The sequence below is a fragment of the Pseudoalteromonas sp. MQS005 genome (assembly GCF_001661605.1).
Taxonomy (GTDB): Bacteria; Pseudomonadota; Gammaproteobacteria; order Enterobacterales; family Alteromonadaceae; genus Pseudoalteromonas; species Pseudoalteromonas tetraodonis.
Window position 1 is genome coordinate 47711 of sequence record NZ_LYRQ01000008.1, and the last position, 15906, is coordinate 63616.

Consider the following 15906-nt stretch of genomic DNA (forward strand, 5'->3'; position numbering starts at 1 on the left):
AGCCATACTATTATTTAGTCGCGATAGATTTTTGTTAAATCTTGATAATGATCAATTCTGCGGTCGCGTAAATACGGCCAGATACGTCTTACGTTCTCGCTGCGTTTTTGATCAAGTTCAACCATTAATATTTGTTCACTTTGGTTATCAGCCTCTGCCAATATTTCGCCTTGGGGACCTGCAATAAACGAGTTACCCCAAAATAGAATGCCGTCACTTTGTCCACTCGGGTCGCGCTCAAGACCAACACGATTACAGCTAATCACTGGAACGCCATTGGCTACCGCATGGGCTCGTTGGCTAATAACCCAAGCATCTTTTTGACGGGTTTGCTCGTCTTTATCATCGCGAGGATCCCAGCCTATGGCCGTTGGATAAATTAAAAGCTCGGCACCGGCCATCGCCATTAAACGCGCCGCTTCAGGAAACCACTGATCCCAACACACCAGTACGCCAAGTTTGCCCACTGAGGTTTGAATAGGCTCAAAGCCTAAGTCGCCTGGGGTAAAGTAAAACTTTTCATAAAAGCCAGGGTCATCCGGTATGTGCATTTTACGGTATTTACCGGCAATACTGCCGTCTTTTTCGAGCACCACTGCGGTATTGTGGTAAAGGCCTGTAGCGCGCTTTTCAAATAAAGACGCGACAATCACAATACCAAGCTCTTTAGCAAGTTCACCTAACGTATTACTACTCGGCCCAGGGATTGTTTCGGCTAAATCAAAGACGTCGACATCTTCGGTTTGGCAAAAGTATAAACTACGGTGTAACTCTTGTAGCACAACAAGTTGTGCACCTTGACTGGCTGCATCGCGAATGCCAGCAATTGATTTTTCAATATTGTGTTCAGCGTTGTCACTGTTGCTTTGTTGCACTAAGGCAACTGATAAATTTGCAGGGCTTGTCATTGTGCTGCTCCAGCTAAAAATCCACGAGGTAATTGCATTGTAATGCAGTGAAGACTGCCAAATTGCTCAATAATAGGTAAACAATTTACCCCAATAATTGTGTGATCTGGGTATGCTTTTTGAACCTGTGCTAACGCGCGTTGGTCGTTTACATCGTTATAAGTAGGCACTAATACCGCATTGTTAATAATTAAGTAATTTGCATAGGTGGCGGGTAAGCGCGTGTTTTCATCATCGTACACGGCTTTTGGCCATGGCAACTCAATTAGCTTATATGGGGTGCGATCGGCAGTTTTAAAGCTTTGTAGTTGCTTTTGCATGGCATTAAGCGCGCTGAAGTGCTCATCGCTTTTATCGTCACATTGCACATACACAAGGGTATTATTTGGTGCAAAACGCACTAAGGTATCAATGTGGCTGTCGGTGTCGTCACCTGCTAAATAGCCATGATCAACCCATAAAAAATCTGTTGCGCCCAAGTGCGCTTTTAAAAGCGCTTCTATGTCACTTGGGTTTAAATTTGGATTACGGTTTTTATTAAGCAAACATTCGCTGGTTGTTAGCAACACACCATGCTCGTTTATTTCAATACCGCCACCTTCAAGTACCATATCGAGCGCTTGATAGTGGTTTTTTTTGCTACTTAACTCTTTTACCAAAGTACGATTAATTTGATTATCTAATGCGCTTTCAAATTTATTGCCCCAACCATTGAAAGTAAAATCATATACTTTTAGTTGCTCAGGTGAGTCAATAGCGCTACAAGTAAGCGGGCCATGATCGCGAGCCCATGTATCGTTGGTAGGGGTTACTACAAAATGAACACGATTCAAAGGGATGTTAGCGCTATTTAGCAATGCTGTAATATGCATTTTTAAGGCACTATTATGCGCCACAATAACAAGCTTTTGCTGCGTTGTTATATGCTTAGCAAGCTCAATATATACAGGTTCTACACGGGCTAAATTATCAGCCCAATCTGTGTCTTTATGCGGCCATGTAAGCATAACAGCGTCTTGCTCGGCCCATTCAGGTAAAAGTCTAAAGTTCATGGATTTTTAATACAAATAAAGATGGGGCTAGTTTAGCAGTTCAATTACTGCTAAGTCACTTCTAAATGAGCGTTTGGCTCACAATTTTAAAGCGATTTGAGAAGTAAATAAACGCTAGCTTTTATCGTTTGTACTCTCTTTGGCTTTTTCAAGTTGCTGGCGCTTTTTAAGCTGGCGAGTTTGCGCATGTAAGCTGGCTCTTACAACCAGCTCTTGGTCGCTGTCTCTTATTGATACAAATAACAGGGTATATTGGTAATGCTCATTATCTTGTTTTTCAATGGCAACCACTTCGCTATAACAATACACCGCAGAGGCCTCGTGTTGTAAAAAAAGTTTAGTACGAAACTTTTGCCCTAATGTATACAAATGTTCACTGGTAAACTTAATGCCGCCACCGCCATAACTGTCGCAATAGATTGAGTTATCTTCAGGTTGTTCAGAGGCTAAAATATGACTCATGATCAAATCTATTTTGCGTGACTGGGCTTGTAAAAAAGTAGTTAGTTCTTGGGCAATATCACCTAAATTACGCAAAGGGCCTAAGGCGCTTTGCTCTAAACTGCTTACTTCGTTAGCAAGTTTAAATAAAGGCGGAATATCAGCGTCAAGTTCAGCTAAGCTTTTTGGCACAGCCGAATCATCCACGGCAAACAGATTGACGCGATTACTTTCCTCAATTTGAAAGTAAAGCTCAAAATCTGATAATTTTTGATTATTCATATGTAACTCCTATCCGTTAATAGTAGCGTTGCGACTACTAAATTACTACACAACACGCCAATAAAATTAAGCTAAATATCTGTTTGCCCTCATTATAAAAAGCCAAATCAACTAAAATTGCGCTAACTTTCAATATTTACCAAACAGGCATAATGATTAAAAAAGTTTTAAAAGGTAATACGTTTACATTGCACTATGTATGTTAGCAACTAATAAATAACCAATAATTAACAAAACTCCTTGTAATTAGCCCTAAAACTCGTAATCTTACGGTAATAATAATAACAAGGGACTACCCACGTGGCTCGAGAACTTAAATTAGCCAGTACATTCTCAGACATATCCACGCAACTGCGGCGCTTCGTGTCTAAAATTGTGTTGCCTGACGATGTTGATGATATTGTTCAAGAAACCTTTGTTAAAAGTTATGAAGCTGAATTAAAGCAAGATATTCAATACACCCGTAGCTACATGTTAAAAACAGCTAAACACCTAGCACTTAATCATATAGCTAAATGGGATAATAAATTTAGTACCCCTTTAAATCACGAAACTGAACTCCCCAAATTGCTTAAATCAATGCAATTAGAAGACGAATACACCTCTAAAGAGCGTTTTTTATTATTTTGTCGGGCGACTGAGCAATTAAGTCCTGTTGTAAGAAAGTGCTTTATTTTAAAAAAAGTCTATGGAATGAGCCAAAAAGAGATCGCGCAGCAAATGCAGCTAAGTCAAAGTACGGTAGAAAAACACATTGCCAAAGGGTTATTAAATACCATGCTATATATGCGCGAACAGTCACACGATGAGAGCGACCATTGCCAACAAAGTGCGGACATAATGAGGGCAGCAAAATGAATAACATCCATCAATTTACCTCAAAAGAATTAATATTAGAAAAAGCATCCCAATGGATCAGTGCTATTGACCGTGGCCTTACAAAAGAAGAGCAAGAACAATTTAAACTGTGGATGCTACAAAGTACTGCTCATCAAAATGCGGTGTATGAATTAGCTCAGCTTTGGGATGACCTGAGTGTACTTAACGAACTCAGCGTATTATTTCCAAATAAACAACCGGCTAATAGCAAAACAAAGCCTGCGTATGTATTTGGCATGGCAGCAAGTATTGTTGCTGCATTAATGATGTGCAGCTATTTATTGCTAAATTTAGATAGCAATTTCAACAAAAATTTAGCCAAGGTAAATTATACAAAAATTTATAAAACAAAAGTTGGCGAGCAAGCAACCTATGTTTTACCGGATGGCACAATTGTACAACTTAATACCAATAGCTCATTGGAAGTCGCTTATAGCCAAGGCCGTAGGCAATTGTTACTAAGTCGTGGCGAGGGGCGCTTTAATGTTGCTAAAGATGCATCACGCCCATTCAGCGTGATGGCCGGTGATAAAAGCTTTACCGCTCTCGGTACTGTATTTAATGTGCAGCGCAATACTTCGTCAGATCTCGAGCTGGTTGTTACTGAGGGTAAAGTGATGATCACCGATCCTAGCGTTGCTGTTAATGCTGATGATTTTAAAGCGTATCAACAAGCTGATAATAACAATCATGAAATTCGTCAAATTAATGCCAATATTGTGATTTCCGGTGAAAAAGCCATTATTGAACAAAGCGTTACCAAACCAATCACACAGTTATCGGTTGATGATGTACAGCGTGACTTAGCTTGGCAAAATGGCATGTTGATATTTAATGGTGAGCAACTGGTTGATGCCTTAAACGAAGTCAGCCGTTATACCGCTACGCGGTTTGAACTATCATCTGATGAGTTAGCCCGTATAAAAGTGGCCGGTGTTTTTAAAGCGGGTGATGTGGCAGGGCTGTTAGAGAGCTTACAAAATAATTTTTCGATTGAACATGAACGTTTAGGCGAGCATGTTGTTAGCCTAAAATATCAAAAAAAATCATAGGTAATCGTAATGAAAATCACACCATTGTTAATCAATGTTGCTCATAAGGGTGTAAAAAGTAATTTAAAGATTAAAAAAATGATAAAAAACTATAGAGGATTTTTGTTTGCTAACTGTTTATATAAGTTGCGCAGTAACCATACGTGCCATTTAACTCAATTTGGCCTTGTTGCACCGCTGTTTTTAAGTATCAGTGTGTATGCAAGTCAAACCGAGGGGCAAATGATGCAATTTGATATAAAAGCGCAACGAGCAGACAAAGCCTTAATAGAATTTGCTAAGCAAACAGAACAAACTTTGGTTTTTTCGTATGAACTTGCCAAGCAATACGAAGCAAATTCGTTGTATGGATTTTATTCTCAACTTGATGCACTAAAAGCATTACTGGCTGAGACACAGCTCGATGCGGTTGTTGATCAAAATGGTTTACTGAGTATTAAACTCAAACAAATCAATAGGAAAGATAACAACATGATGAAGCTTTCAGGAGTTAGTGCAGCTGTATTACCTGCTTTACTTGCAGTTAATTCACAAGGAATCAATGCCGCTGAACAAAGCGCAGAACAAAACATCGAAAAAATTGCTATTGTAGGTAGTCGTGTGGCAGGGCGCTCAGTTGAAGACTTACCTGTCCCCGTTGATATTTTAAGTGCAGAAGCACTCGAAAATACCGGCCAAACAGAAGTTGGCCGCATGCTTCAAGCTATTGCACCTTCTTTTAACTTTTCAAGTTCATCTATCAGTGATGGTACTGACGCATTAAGACCAGCAACGCTACGTGGCCTAGGGCCAGATCAAACGTTGGTATTGATCAATGGTAAGCGTCGTCACCAAGCCAGTATAATTCATATTAATACTTCGGTGGGGCGTGGTACGGCGGGTACCGATATGAACGCTATTCCAGCCTCAGCAATTAAACGTATTGAAGTACTGCGTGATGGCGCTGCGGCTCAATATGGTTCTGATGCAATTGCCGGTGTTATAAATATTGTGCTCAAAGATGGCAGCGAAGGTGGTAAAGCCGCTATTAACTACGGTGAGTATTCAGAAGGTGATGGCGAAACTGTTAACATCGACTTTAATAAAGGCTTTGCTTTAGGTGACAATGGTTATTTAAATACAACTATAAACTACCGTGACCGCGCACCAACTAACCGTGCAGGGCTTCATGGTTCATGTCAATTTTATGGTTGTACTGAGCTCAGTGACGGCACGTTACTGGCAGGCGACCCGCGTGAACTAACCGCGCCACGCGATACATTTAGAATTGGCGATGCCGACTCTCAACAATTTGGTTTAACGGTTAACACCGGCTACGAATTAGGAGCGGGTGAACTATACGGTTTTATTACCTACTCAACGCGTGATAACGAATCAGCAGCATTTTTCCGTCATAATGCCAATGCCGGTGGTAACCCAGTATTACAAGATGGTGATGCGACAGTTCCGGCTGGCTTTTTACCAAAAATAAACACTACGATTGACGATATTTCATATAACTTTGGTTATAAAACGCAGTTTGATAACGACTCAAGCTTAGACTTATCGTACACCTATGGTGAAAACAGCATTGATTACACCACTAGCGATACGATTAATGCCTCTTATGCCAACTTCTTACGTTACGACCAAGGCTTAAGCGCTGCAGATATTCGCGCCACTATTCCACGTGAAGGTTACGCCTATGGTATGGAGTTATCACTGCAAACGATTAATCTTGATTTTACTCAAAATTTTGATGATTACTCATTAGCAATGGGCGCAGAAATACGCACCGATGAGTACCGTATTTTAGAGGGCAGCGAATACGCATACCGCGATTACGATACCAACAATGGTGTTAATATTTATGATGGACTAAGCGGTGGTATTGGTAGCGAAAATGCATCAGGTGGCACACAAGGCTTTGGTGGTTCATCGCCAGCATCGTCGGTTGATGAGTCGCGCGATGTGATCTCGTTTTACTTAGACGCTGAAGCTTACGTTATTGAAGATGTGATTATCTCAGGGGCGTTACGTTACGATAATTACAAAGGATTTGGCGATACAGTTAACTTTAAACTCGCGGGTAACTGGTCACTAACCGAAGATATTTCACTTCGTGGTGCATTAAGCTCAGGCTTTAGAGCGCCTTCAATGCAGCAGTTGTACTTTAACAACATCAGCACGCAGTTTGTTGTTGGTCCTAATGGCAATTTAGTGGCTGAAGAAGTGGGCACGTTTAGAAACGATTCAACCCTGGCGCAAAGTTTAGGTATTCCTAAGTTAACAGAAGAGAAATCTCAAAACCGCAGTTTAGGTATTGTTTATAACGTAAGCGATAATATTAATGTAACGCTTGATTACTACTCAATCGATATTGACGACCGTATTGTAATTAGTAATCGCTTAGGCAAAGGTTTATCAAACAGTCTTGATGCCGCGTTACTTAGCTCGGGTGCTGGTGCAGGACAGTTTTTCTTAAATGGGGCTGACACAGAAACGCAAGGTATCGACTTTGTGGCTACATGGAATACAGAAGGTCTAGGCGGCACACTTGATTTTACATTAGCGGCCAACTTTACCGAAACCGATGTGGTGTCGTTATTTACACCTGCAGGTTCTGGTCTTGAAACCGTGCCAGTCGATGATGTGTTTTCTGATCAAGAAATTTCTATCATTGAAGAATGGCAACCAGAAGATCGCATTAACTTAAGTGCGCTTTATCGCCGTGACGATTGGACTGTTAATTTATCACTTAATCGTTTTGGTGAGTATACAGTTGAAGATGGTGGCCGCCAGACTTACGGTGCTGAAATTTTAACTGACATTAAAGTTAATTACTTTGTAACTGATAATTTATCGGTAAATATTGGCGCAAATAACTTATTTGATGTTTATCCAGATGAAAACACCATAGGTAATTCACGTTCGGGTACTATTGTAGATGCTCAAGGTAATACCATTGTCAGCAGTGATGGGGTATTTAAGTACTCTCGTCGTTCAGCGCCATTTGGTTTTAACGGTGCTTACTACTACGTAGGTGCAGAATACCGCTTTTAATAAGGGTCTGTTGACCTTTTTGGATTAAAATTTGTTCAAACTAGGAGCGGTTTAATCGCGGCGCGAGGTTTGTAACCTAGTGGGCTAAGTAAAAACCGAGCAACAAAGAGTAAATCGCCCCAGGCAGAACCCTTCGGGCAGCGCCTGTTTGGTATTGATGCGGCGTTATCGCCTATTTATGGGGAATAACCACACCACATAGGCTCTGTCTTGCCTAAATACCAAACAGACTGCTGCAAATTCAACCTTAAAAGGTCAACAGACCCTAATAACTCTCCTATTGTTATTTAACAACCAAAGGGCCGCAAGGCCCTTTTATAGTTTTTAAACTTAATGTTTTTGCATTTTACTCATTTCAGCATGACAGCTTTGCATGGTAAGCAATACCTTTGACAGCGCCGCTTCACAATCATGTGATTGAGGCTTTTTTAACGCTGTTTTGATTTCTTCTAAGGTTTTATCTTCTACTTCTTCAAGCTCTTTAATGTAGGTTTGGTCGTTATCGCTAGTGAATGTACTGAGCAAAGCGGTAAATGCTCTGCGTGCTTCTACCGCGAACGAAGAGCCATCTTCACGTGCACCTTGTTGATTAATTGCATAGGGTTGTAAGCTTTCAACACTTACTTTGCGGGCGTCGATCATGCGCTGAAATAATGCACTTACGCTAGGATCTTGTACTTTATCTTGTGCTTTTTCGTAAAAGTCGATACCGCTATTCATTACTTGGATAATGTCGGTGATATGATTTATCTCTTGTCCTTGATGGGTGCTCATAATAATGACCTCTGTTAATTTAAAATACATAGATAACTAAGCAAGCGGCATTCCAACGCGGTTTTATTTTTTAACTAATTGTTTTTCATGGTTTTATTATTATGGGGAGGTCTAGGTAAGCTTGCTAACATGCTGCTAGCAAGCAAAATTTACATAAAAGCATGTAAGAAGGTTATTTAAGCTCTTCAGCTACTTCGGCCACTTTTTGACGTAACCAAATATGGCTAGCATCTCTGTGTAACAAAGGGCTCCATATCATATCAAGTTCAAATGGTGGAATTGGAAAGGGTGGTTCAAGTATTTTAAGCCCCGGATCGTCTACATAAATATTGGCCGCTTTTGAAGGTAAAGTCGCCACGAGGTTTTTTTCTTTCGCTAAATGAATCGCAACATGGTAGTTACGAGTAAAGGTGGCAATATTTCGATGCTTCCCAAAATGTGCGAGCGCTTCGTCAACCCAACCCAGCTTTTGCACATCTTTTGGATCCATGCCAACCCCAACACCAAAGCCTGTTTTACTTACCCAAATATGACGGGCTTTTAAATAGCTATCTAGGCTAAAGTTTTCAATAATAGGGTTGTCGGATCTTACTAAACAGCAAAAGCTATCTTTCCAAATTCGCTTATGATGAAACGATTGCGGTAAGTTCTCGAAGCGGTTAATTGCCATGTCTACTTTACCGTTTTCTACATCATGGAAAGTTACATCGCTGGGCGTTAAAATATCTAATGTGGTGTCTGGGGCTTCTTCATGTAATTTCCCTAACAAACGCGGTGCCATGGTACTGGCTGCATAGTCACTGGCCATAATTCTAAACACGCGTTTACTTTGTTTAGCTTCAAATTCGCGATTAGGTGCTAGCGTTTCTTCAAGCGTCATCAAAATACCGCGAATAACAGGCTGTAACTCAATAGCGCGCTCGGTCGGCACCATACCATCGCTGGTACGCACTAAAATAGGATCGTTAAAAAGGTTACGTAGGCGTTTAAGTCCATTACTCATTGCCGGTTGAGTAATATTAAGCTGGTTAGCAGCACGAGTAACGTTACATTCGCGCAGTAATGTATCGAGGTAAACCAGTAAATTTAAATCTATTTTACTTATATTCATTGTGTGTCCTTAACGTTTACCAGTAATGGATAAAACGCTGTGCTGTAGGATAGGGATAAATATGACTCACCTTTCCATTTTTTATATTTTGTTGTGCTTGTTTCCAAAAGCTCACATCAAGTAGTTCTGGGTGCGTACTGGTTAAAAATTGTTTATATGTTGGGTTAGGCATTACAAAGGTACATAATTGCTCTGGAAATACATCTTGCGGAGCAACCGAGTAACTTTGTTCATCCATCAAATAATCATCATAACTTTTTGCTTTGGGTAGTGCTCTAAAGTTCATGTCTGTTAAATATTGCACTTCATCGTAATCATAAAAAATAATACGTTTGTGCTTACTTACACCAAAGTTCTTTAACAGCATATCGCCAGGGAAAATATTCACGGCAATCATTTCTTTAAGCGCCTGGCCATACTCTTCAATAGCATCGGCGGCACTTTTTTCGTCTGCATTTTCTAAAAACAAATTAAGCGGTGTCATTCGCCGTTCAATGTATAAATGTTTTATGATTAACCAGTCACCCTCAATCACCATCGATGAGCCAATGGTTTTGTGCAACTGCGCTAACAAGTTACTATCAAATCGTGCCAAAGGAAATACGACGTTTGAATACTCTATGGTGTCAGCCATTCGGCCAACACGGTCATGACTTTTAACCAGTTGATAGCGTTTTAATACCGTATCGCGACCAAACGGCTTACTTTCACCAAATTTATCTTTAATAACTTTAAATACATAACCAAACGAGGGTAGGGTAAATACCATCATCACCATACCCGGTGTACCGGGAGCAATGGTAAATTCATCATTAGAATGGGTTAAATGATTCAAAAACTCGCGATAAAACTCGGTTTTACCTTGTTTATGAAAGCCTATGGCGTTGTAAAGCTCGGCGAGGGTTTTATTAGGCATAAGTTGATTTAAAAACCGTACTAACGCTGAAGGAGCATGAGTTTCTACCATAAAATAGGCACGCGCAAAGCCAAAAATAACGCGCATTTGTGACGACTTTGTAAGTAAGGCATCTAAATAAAGGCCTTTATCTTCATGGTGTAACACCGCAATAATAAAAGGCTGAACGCCACTTTGCGATACAACGCGCCCCACAATGTAAGCGGCTTTATTACGATAAAACGGGGTATGTAATATATCAAAACGCATTTGCCAATGTTGGTGGTGTGTATCGGGTGCTTGTTTATAAAAGGCTTTAACTAATAAACGAATATCGCGTTCTAGATTGACAAAATCGGCCTTAAAATCAAAGTGATTAATAATGCGCTTAATGGTGGGCTTTAAACCATCTACAACAGGAAAATAACTACGGTATTCAGCTTCAACGGGCACAGAAGGCGCATCTTTGAGCGTGGCTTCTACAAAAATAAAGTCATTGTGAAAATAGCGGCGGTGGTACAGGCGGCAGAATACTGAATTATAAAATGTTTCAGCAAGTTCTGCTTGCGGATGAAAACATAAAAAGTGTTGGTAAAGCTTTTTCACTTCAAGCCATAAGCTCTCGTTTAGCGCGTCTGTTTGCTGGCGTTCTCGCAGTGTTTTTGTTGTTTCGTTTACCCGATCATCGTAATAGCTTATGCGCAGGCGACTTATATCATTAATAGCTTGCCAGTCTCTTTTAGCAAAAGCGTAGGGAGCCTTGGCTGTTGTTCTTTGAAACAGCAAATAATGCTTTTTAAAACCGGTTAAAATTAATTCAGCAATTTGGCGTGGTTGCATCAGTACTCCTTAATAGACGCCTTTAGGTGTTTAGGATAATGCCGGTGGTTATACCAATTTTATTAAAAACATGATCATTCTAGCGTTTTAAATAATCCGCTAGCTGCGTTAAAAATTATTTATATAGAACAACTATGTATCATAATTTTCGCCTTGTTATCGACTTATTTCTTTGTCGCTATAATAGATCACTAATTTAATGCAATTGGTATTAGTATTAAATCCGAAAAAGGTGGTCAAAGGAAATTACACCACTAAACATACAATAGAGTTTATGCTCTATAGATGTTAAGGGTATGTTATTTTATATTTAAAACCAAGCTAATTAAGATGATATTTATTGAAGTTAGTCTGATTAAGGTTGATAGGCATCAATCTTTTTTTGTAACTTTTTAATACGCTTTTCAATCAATGCTTTATCTTTTTTATATTGCTTATCTAATTTTTTCTGTGTGTTTCTAATATCTTTGCTAATACGCTTTTTATCATCTGCGCTCAATATATGATTTAAACGCTGCTGTTGTTTAAAATCAGCCCTGTCTTTTTCTCGTAAAAGTATTGCTAACTTATGCTGATTACTGCGCAGCTCTGCTTCTAGGTTGGAAATAATCGTATCTCGTTCCAGCTCGTTTAACTGTTTGGTATAGTTTATTTCTTTACCGGCTTGCTTAGGCTCAGTGGCGGTTATTGTGTGTGAGGTAGCATTATCACTACAGGGAAACTGAGAGAAAGTGGTGCCTTTGGGAGTGACGCACTTGAAATAGGTGGTTTGAGCTAATGCAAGAGAGCTAAAACATAAAATACAGACAGTAATGATCAGATTAATAACGCTGAACATAATGATTATCCTTTGTATATTCTGATCGAGTTAATAATTTTTAATGATAAAAACTATAACCTAGCTTGGGGGGATAGCAAGTGCAAAGGAGTAATAACAGAAACTAAGCGAGTCAGTTTTAATGACTCGCTCGTATTATGAGGTGCTATTGAGAAAATGTTTTAAGCTTTTTAATACCATGCACTAAGAATGGAATATCAAGCCCTTGTTCAATTGAAAACCCTTCAGCGGCAGAGATATTTCTAAAATTTCCATCACGATCAATAAGCGTGATTCTATCTTTTTTATAAGCAATCACCACGCCTTGCGAGTAATTAACCCCAATATTATTACTTTTACTGTACAAGTTTTCACCCAGCATAGTTTGCTGCGCAAGCGCATTACAGTTTAAGTATTGGCCAAGGCTCGTAGCGATAATATCGCTGGGCTGAATTAAACCGTTCACCTTAGAAATAAATTTATCGGAGCTGTACAATGTTGACGTGGTTACAATTTCATTGCTATTTTGCGAGATACTAAAAGCAAAAAATTCAGTAGCGTCATCACGTACAGTGGCGTTTTCAGCCCCTTTGACAATTCTTATTGCACTGACTTTGTGTGCTTGCTCGTTAATAAAGCTCAGCTCATCAATACCGGCCACTTCCACACTACGGCGTTGGCTTTGCCAAACGGGTAAAGTTTGCTGCTCAATAATGTTCGTTTTGTAAAATGCTGGCAAGCCGTACACAAGCCCAAATAACATATCACTATGATCTGTGGGTTGTAAAAATTGCGTGTTTTTATAAATACTTTGTTGGCTGGCAACAAATTTTGCTAGCTGCTCGTCATTATCAAACACCAATATATCAACTTTTGCTGCGCTGTAATCTTCACATTTTTCTAATGGAGCAGGTGCTTGATAATTAATACCTTGGTTATTAATTTTAACGTTGTGCGCTTGCTCGTAGCTTTCAACATCCAGCAAATCGTTTTTAGCGAGCAAGCTTTTTGCCGTAGTCGGGTACGAAAGCGGTAGTACATTATCTTGTTTAGTGATATCAAATTTTAAATTGGCATCAGCCCAAATATGAATGCTGTGGCTGAGCGCAAAACAAATCACTAAAAATGAACCAGCATAACGGGCAAATTTAAACTGTTTCAAACGCCCTAAATGATGCCAAGTAAAATTACTAACAGTCAATTGAAACGCTAATATTGCTAACACTATGCTGCCTGCTAGCAAGGTAGTAAGTGCGGGTGAGTTTGTTACACGATGCCACAACAGTGAAATAATTTCAGGCAGTGCAGAGGCATTTAAGTGATAACCTAAGTTAAAGTAGACGTAAGCGTCTAAAGTAAGGATAGAGGCCCCGACAGTTGCAATCACTGCTGCCATACCACGTATATGCCGTGGGTAGGGGAATACTAAACTCAAAGGGAAAACCGTCAGCACAAACGCTAAAAATGCAATAAAGCTAGTGTGGCTTAGCCAAGTAACCATCATATAGGTTATACCCATATAAGTGGTCGGTGGCGAATCGGCAAATAAATAGCTTAAGCTAATTAAAAGCGCTAAGCCAATATTGGCAAATGTAAACCAATGACCCCAACTTAATAATTGACTCGCTTTCGATGAAAACTGGTTGTGCTGCGATAAATTCATAGAGTTTACTTAACCGACTGCGCGAGTGCTTTTGCAAAGTTCTCGGTAACGGCTTGTCTTTTCCCTGTTGGTACATGCTCTTTTAAGATATGCGTGATAGAATTTCCTAAACACATAAGACTTAAATCAACCGGCGCATTGTGTTTTGATAAAACATCAATAAGCTGATCGACGATTTGTTCTACTTCTTCATTAGAGTATTTTGATAAGATTGGCATCAGTTGGTTCAATAAAAAGAGTTATATTCCCGTATTTTAACACCAGAGGCGTGAAAAACAAAGATGGCAATAGATGTTAAAAAATTAGTCGTTCACTATGTAGACAAAAAAGACGACGACACTCAAATTCACCTTCGTAACGACGAAATGACTATCAACGATAAAGTGGCTGTATTCATTGAGCAATTACACCATGCCTACAATGGCAAGCCAGGCAAAGGGTTTTGTGCTTTTAGTGGCGAAAAAAACAGTATTGTAGCCTCTACCATGCAAAGCTATCGCAATAATGAGCTTGGCTTTTGGCACATGACTGAGCAGGCATCAACGGTGTTAAAAGAAGAGTTAGATAAATACGCCTTTAACGAAACCGGCTATTTAGTATTTTGTCACTATCAGTACGTGGCGACTGATTATATGTTGATTGCTATGATCAATATTAAAGAGCATTACTCAATGACCTCTGAGCTTGATTTAGCCGCATCGCGTCATTTAGATATTTCGCGTATGCAATTGGCTGCTCGTATTGACTTAACCGCATGGGATACCCAGGCAGACGACAATCGTTATATTTCATTTATTAAAGGTCGTGCAGGGCGTAAAGTCGCTGACTTTTTCTTAGACTTTTTAGGTTGTGAAGAGGGCATTGATCCTAAGCAGCAAAGTCAAGTGATGCTCAATGCGGTAGAAGACTACTTATCAGAGCAAGAGTTTGATAAATCTGAAAAAGACGAGTTACGTAAGCAAGTATTTGATTACTGTAACGACTGTGTTACCACGGGTGAAGAAGCTAATGTGAGTGAACTTTCAGCAACGCTTACCAAAGGCGACGACAACCCGTTTGAAAGCTTTTGTAAAGAGCAAAGCTATGACTTAGAAGAGTCATTCCCGGTTGATAAAAAAACGGTAACCAGCATGGTTAAATTTTCAGGCTTAGGCGGTGGAGTCAGTATCAGTTTTGAGCGTAAGCATTTAGGCGAGCGTGTAACTTATAATGAAGCCACTGATACGTTAGTGATCAAGGGCATTCCACCAAACTTAAAAGATCAGCTACAGCGCTTTATGGAACAACAGCAAGATTAAACTCACAGCGGGCTGCGAGCTACGGGTTTCGGGATCAGGCTCGTAACCCGATCCCCGCAGCCCGTTAACTTTCGATTGTAACTTTACCCTCTAAAAGCGCAGTGTCTCTTAGCCCTCTTTGTGAATAATTCCTTTGCGCGGCAAAGCCCCGCCTACAATAAACCTCGATGTTGACCTTATCCGTAGGCGGGAGTTTACCTTGCGCATGTTTTAAGTGTTAGGAATAGCTGTAGACATAGATCTTGTTCACAGCAAGTTGCGAGCTAAGGGGTTGGGGATCAGGCTCGAAGCCCGATCCCCGTAGCCCGCTAACTTTCGACTTTACCCGAACCCCGTTTGCCAGATACATAAATGCCAGGCATTAAAAAACCGCGTTAAAATCAATTAACGCGGCTTTTTTATGCTTTGAGCTAAACTCAGTGCTTATTCAGCACTCAGCGTTTTAGTCATTGCTGAGCTTGCACGACCGGCAGGTTTTACCGAGCCAGGGCGAAGGCCGCTGTCAGGGATTAACTCACGTTTGTCATGTGCCATTGCAACCGATGTATGCTTGGTTTCGCTATCGGCTACAGGCGCAGGCTGTGCCATTGGCGCACTTGCATGTCCTGCTGTAATCACTGTTTTAGCGTTTACATTAGCTGAACTCGCTTGCGAAACTGCCTTAGGTTTATTTTCAACCACAAGTGCTTCTTTCGCTTCTACAGGTGTTTCAGTAGCGCTAACCGGTGCTGTTTCAGCTTCAACAGCAACTTCTTCAGCTGGTACTGATTCTTCAGCTTTTACTGGTTCTTCAGCTTTTACTGGTTCTTCAGCTTTTACTGGTTCTTCAGCTTTTACTGGTTCTTCAGCTTT

13 protein-coding genes and 1 pseudogene are annotated in these 15906 nt (G+C 40.2%); 4 read left to right on the plus strand and 10 right to left on the minus strand.

Annotated elements, in window-relative coordinates; genetic code table 11:
* Positions 1-14: 14 nt before the first annotated feature.
* From A9479_RS04860 to A9479_RS04870, 3 genes are all read right to left on the minus strand, one after another.
* Positions 15-908: a carbon-nitrogen hydrolase gene (locus A9479_RS04860; protein ID WP_064662847.1), complete on the minus strand. Its 894-nt coding sequence runs from the start codon at positions 906-908 to the stop codon at positions 15-17.
* Positions 905-1960: an agmatine/peptidylarginine deiminase gene (locus A9479_RS04865; protein WP_024601384.1), complete on the minus strand. Its 1056-nt coding sequence runs from the start codon at positions 1958-1960 to the stop codon at positions 905-907. The genes A9479_RS04860 and A9479_RS04865 overlap by 4 nt, the downstream gene beginning before the upstream one ends.
* Before the next feature lie 114 nt (positions 1961-2074).
* Positions 2075-2683, minus strand: a complete 609-nt coding sequence (locus tag A9479_RS04870) for a PilZ domain-containing protein (RefSeq protein ID WP_013464679.1) — start codon at positions 2681-2683, stop codon at positions 2075-2077.
* A gap of 300 nt (positions 2684-2983) precedes the next feature.
* Between A9479_RS04870 and A9479_RS04875 the strand changes: the two genes are divergently transcribed.
* Genes A9479_RS04875 through A9479_RS04885 form a run of 3 tightly spaced genes read left to right on the plus strand, consistent with a single transcriptional unit; the run spans position 2984 to position 7656 of the window.
* Complete coding sequence (locus tag A9479_RS04875) at positions 2984-3541, plus strand: RNA polymerase sigma factor (RefSeq protein ID WP_064662848.1); 558 nt, start codon at positions 2984-2986, stop codon at positions 3539-3541.
* The gene (locus A9479_RS04880; protein ID WP_064662849.1) at positions 3538-4614 is read left to right on the plus strand and encodes a FecR family protein; all 1077 of its coding nucleotides are present in this window, start codon (positions 3538-3540) and stop codon (positions 4612-4614) included. Before A9479_RS04875 ends, A9479_RS04880 begins: the two co-directional genes overlap by 4 nt.
* 9 nt (positions 4615-4623) lie before the next feature.
* A complete protein-coding gene (locus A9479_RS04885; protein ID WP_064662850.1) occupies positions 4624-7656 on the plus strand; it encodes a TonB-dependent siderophore receptor in 3033 nt (1010 codons plus the stop codon).
* Positions 7657-7986: 330 nt separating this feature from the next.
* Here the strand turns inward: A9479_RS04885 and A9479_RS04890 are convergent, their stop codons facing one another.
* The 6 genes from A9479_RS04890 to A9479_RS04915 all read right to left on the minus strand — a co-directional run bounded on the left by A9479_RS04890 (position 7987) and on the right by A9479_RS04915 (position 13974).
* Entirely contained in the window at positions 7987-8430 is a 444-nt protein-coding gene (locus tag A9479_RS04890) for a PA2169 family four-helix-bundle protein (RefSeq protein WP_024601388.1), read from the minus strand.
* A 172-nt stretch (positions 8431-8602) separates the two neighbouring features.
* Positions 8603-9541: a LysR family transcriptional regulator gene (locus A9479_RS04895; protein ID WP_064662851.1), complete on the minus strand. Its 939-nt coding sequence runs from the start codon at positions 9539-9541 to the stop codon at positions 8603-8605.
* A 16-nt stretch (positions 9542-9557) separates the two neighbouring features.
* Positions 9558-11276 (minus strand): bifunctional isocitrate dehydrogenase kinase/phosphatase, encoded by a 1719-nt coding sequence (gene aceK / locus A9479_RS04900; protein ID WP_013464685.1) that lies wholly within the window; start codon positions 11274-11276, stop codon positions 9558-9560.
* 355 nt (positions 11277-11631) lie between these two features.
* Complete coding sequence (locus tag A9479_RS04905; RefSeq protein WP_064662852.1) at positions 11632-12114, minus strand: DUF4124 domain-containing protein; 483 nt, start codon at positions 12112-12114, stop codon at positions 11632-11634.
* 145 nt (positions 12115-12259) lie between these two features.
* Positions 12260-13756: a DUF3413 domain-containing protein gene (locus tag A9479_RS04910; protein ID WP_064662853.1), complete on the minus strand. Its 1497-nt coding sequence runs from the start codon at positions 13754-13756 to the stop codon at positions 12260-12262.
* A gap of 5 nt (positions 13757-13761) precedes the next feature.
* Positions 13762-13974, minus strand: coding sequence for a DUF1414 domain-containing protein (locus A9479_RS04915; RefSeq protein WP_008109847.1), 213 nt, complete (start codon positions 13972-13974; stop codon positions 13762-13764).
* A gap of 63 nt (positions 13975-14037) precedes the next feature.
* Between A9479_RS04915 and yejK the strand changes: the two genes are divergently transcribed.
* The gene (gene yejK / locus A9479_RS04920; RefSeq protein ID WP_058154455.1) at positions 14038-15054 is read left to right on the plus strand and encodes a nucleoid-associated protein YejK; all 1017 of its coding nucleotides are present in this window, start codon (positions 14038-14040) and stop codon (positions 15052-15054) included.
* 423 nt (positions 15055-15477) lie between these two features.
* Here the strand turns inward: yejK and A9479_RS19925 are convergent.
* Positions 15478-15906 (minus strand): annotated as a pseudogene (locus A9479_RS19925) (ribonuclease E); the annotation flags it as partial.

What these genes read in the sequence shown, in the direction of transcription:
- A9479_RS04910 (WP_064662853.1), bottom strand. Translation starts at nt 13,756, where the DNA reads ATGAATTTATCGCAGCACAACCAGTTTTCATCGAAAGCGAGTCAATTA.
- A9479_RS04915 (WP_008109847.1), bottom strand. Translation starts at nt 13,974, where the DNA reads ATGCCAATCTTATCAAAATACTCTAATGAAGAAGTAGAACAAATCGTC.
- yejK (WP_058154455.1), top strand. Translation starts at nt 14,038, where the DNA reads ATGGCAATAGATGTTAAAAAATTAGTCGTTCACTATGTAGACAAAAAA.
- A9479_RS04870 (WP_013464679.1), bottom strand. Translation starts at nt 2,683, where the DNA reads ATGAATAATCAAAAATTATCAGATTTTGAGCTTTACTTTCAAATTGAG.
- aceK (WP_013464685.1), bottom strand. Translation starts at nt 11,276, where the DNA reads ATGCAACCACGCCAAATTGCTGAATTAATTTTAACCGGTTTTAAAAAG.
- A9479_RS04880 (WP_064662849.1), top strand. Translation starts at nt 3,538, where the DNA reads ATGAATAACATCCATCAATTTACCTCAAAAGAATTAATATTAGAAAAA.
- A9479_RS04905 (WP_064662852.1), bottom strand. Translation starts at nt 12,114, where the DNA reads ATGTTCAGCGTTATTAATCTGATCATTACTGTCTGTATTTTATGTTTT.
- A9479_RS04860 (WP_064662847.1), bottom strand. Translation starts at nt 908, where the DNA reads ATGACAAGCCCTGCAAATTTATCAGTTGCCTTAGTGCAACAAAGCAAC.
- A9479_RS04895 (WP_064662851.1), bottom strand. Translation starts at nt 9,541, where the DNA reads ATGAATATAAGTAAAATAGATTTAAATTTACTGGTTTACCTCGATACA.
- A9479_RS04890 (WP_024601388.1), bottom strand. Translation starts at nt 8,430, where the DNA reads ATGAGCACCCATCAAGGACAAGAGATAAATCATATCACCGACATTATC.
- A9479_RS04885 (WP_064662850.1), top strand. Translation starts at nt 4,624, where the DNA reads ATGAAAATCACACCATTGTTAATCAATGTTGCTCATAAGGGTGTAAAA.
- A9479_RS04865 (WP_024601384.1), bottom strand. Translation starts at nt 1,960, where the DNA reads ATGAACTTTAGACTTTTACCTGAATGGGCCGAGCAAGACGCTGTTATG.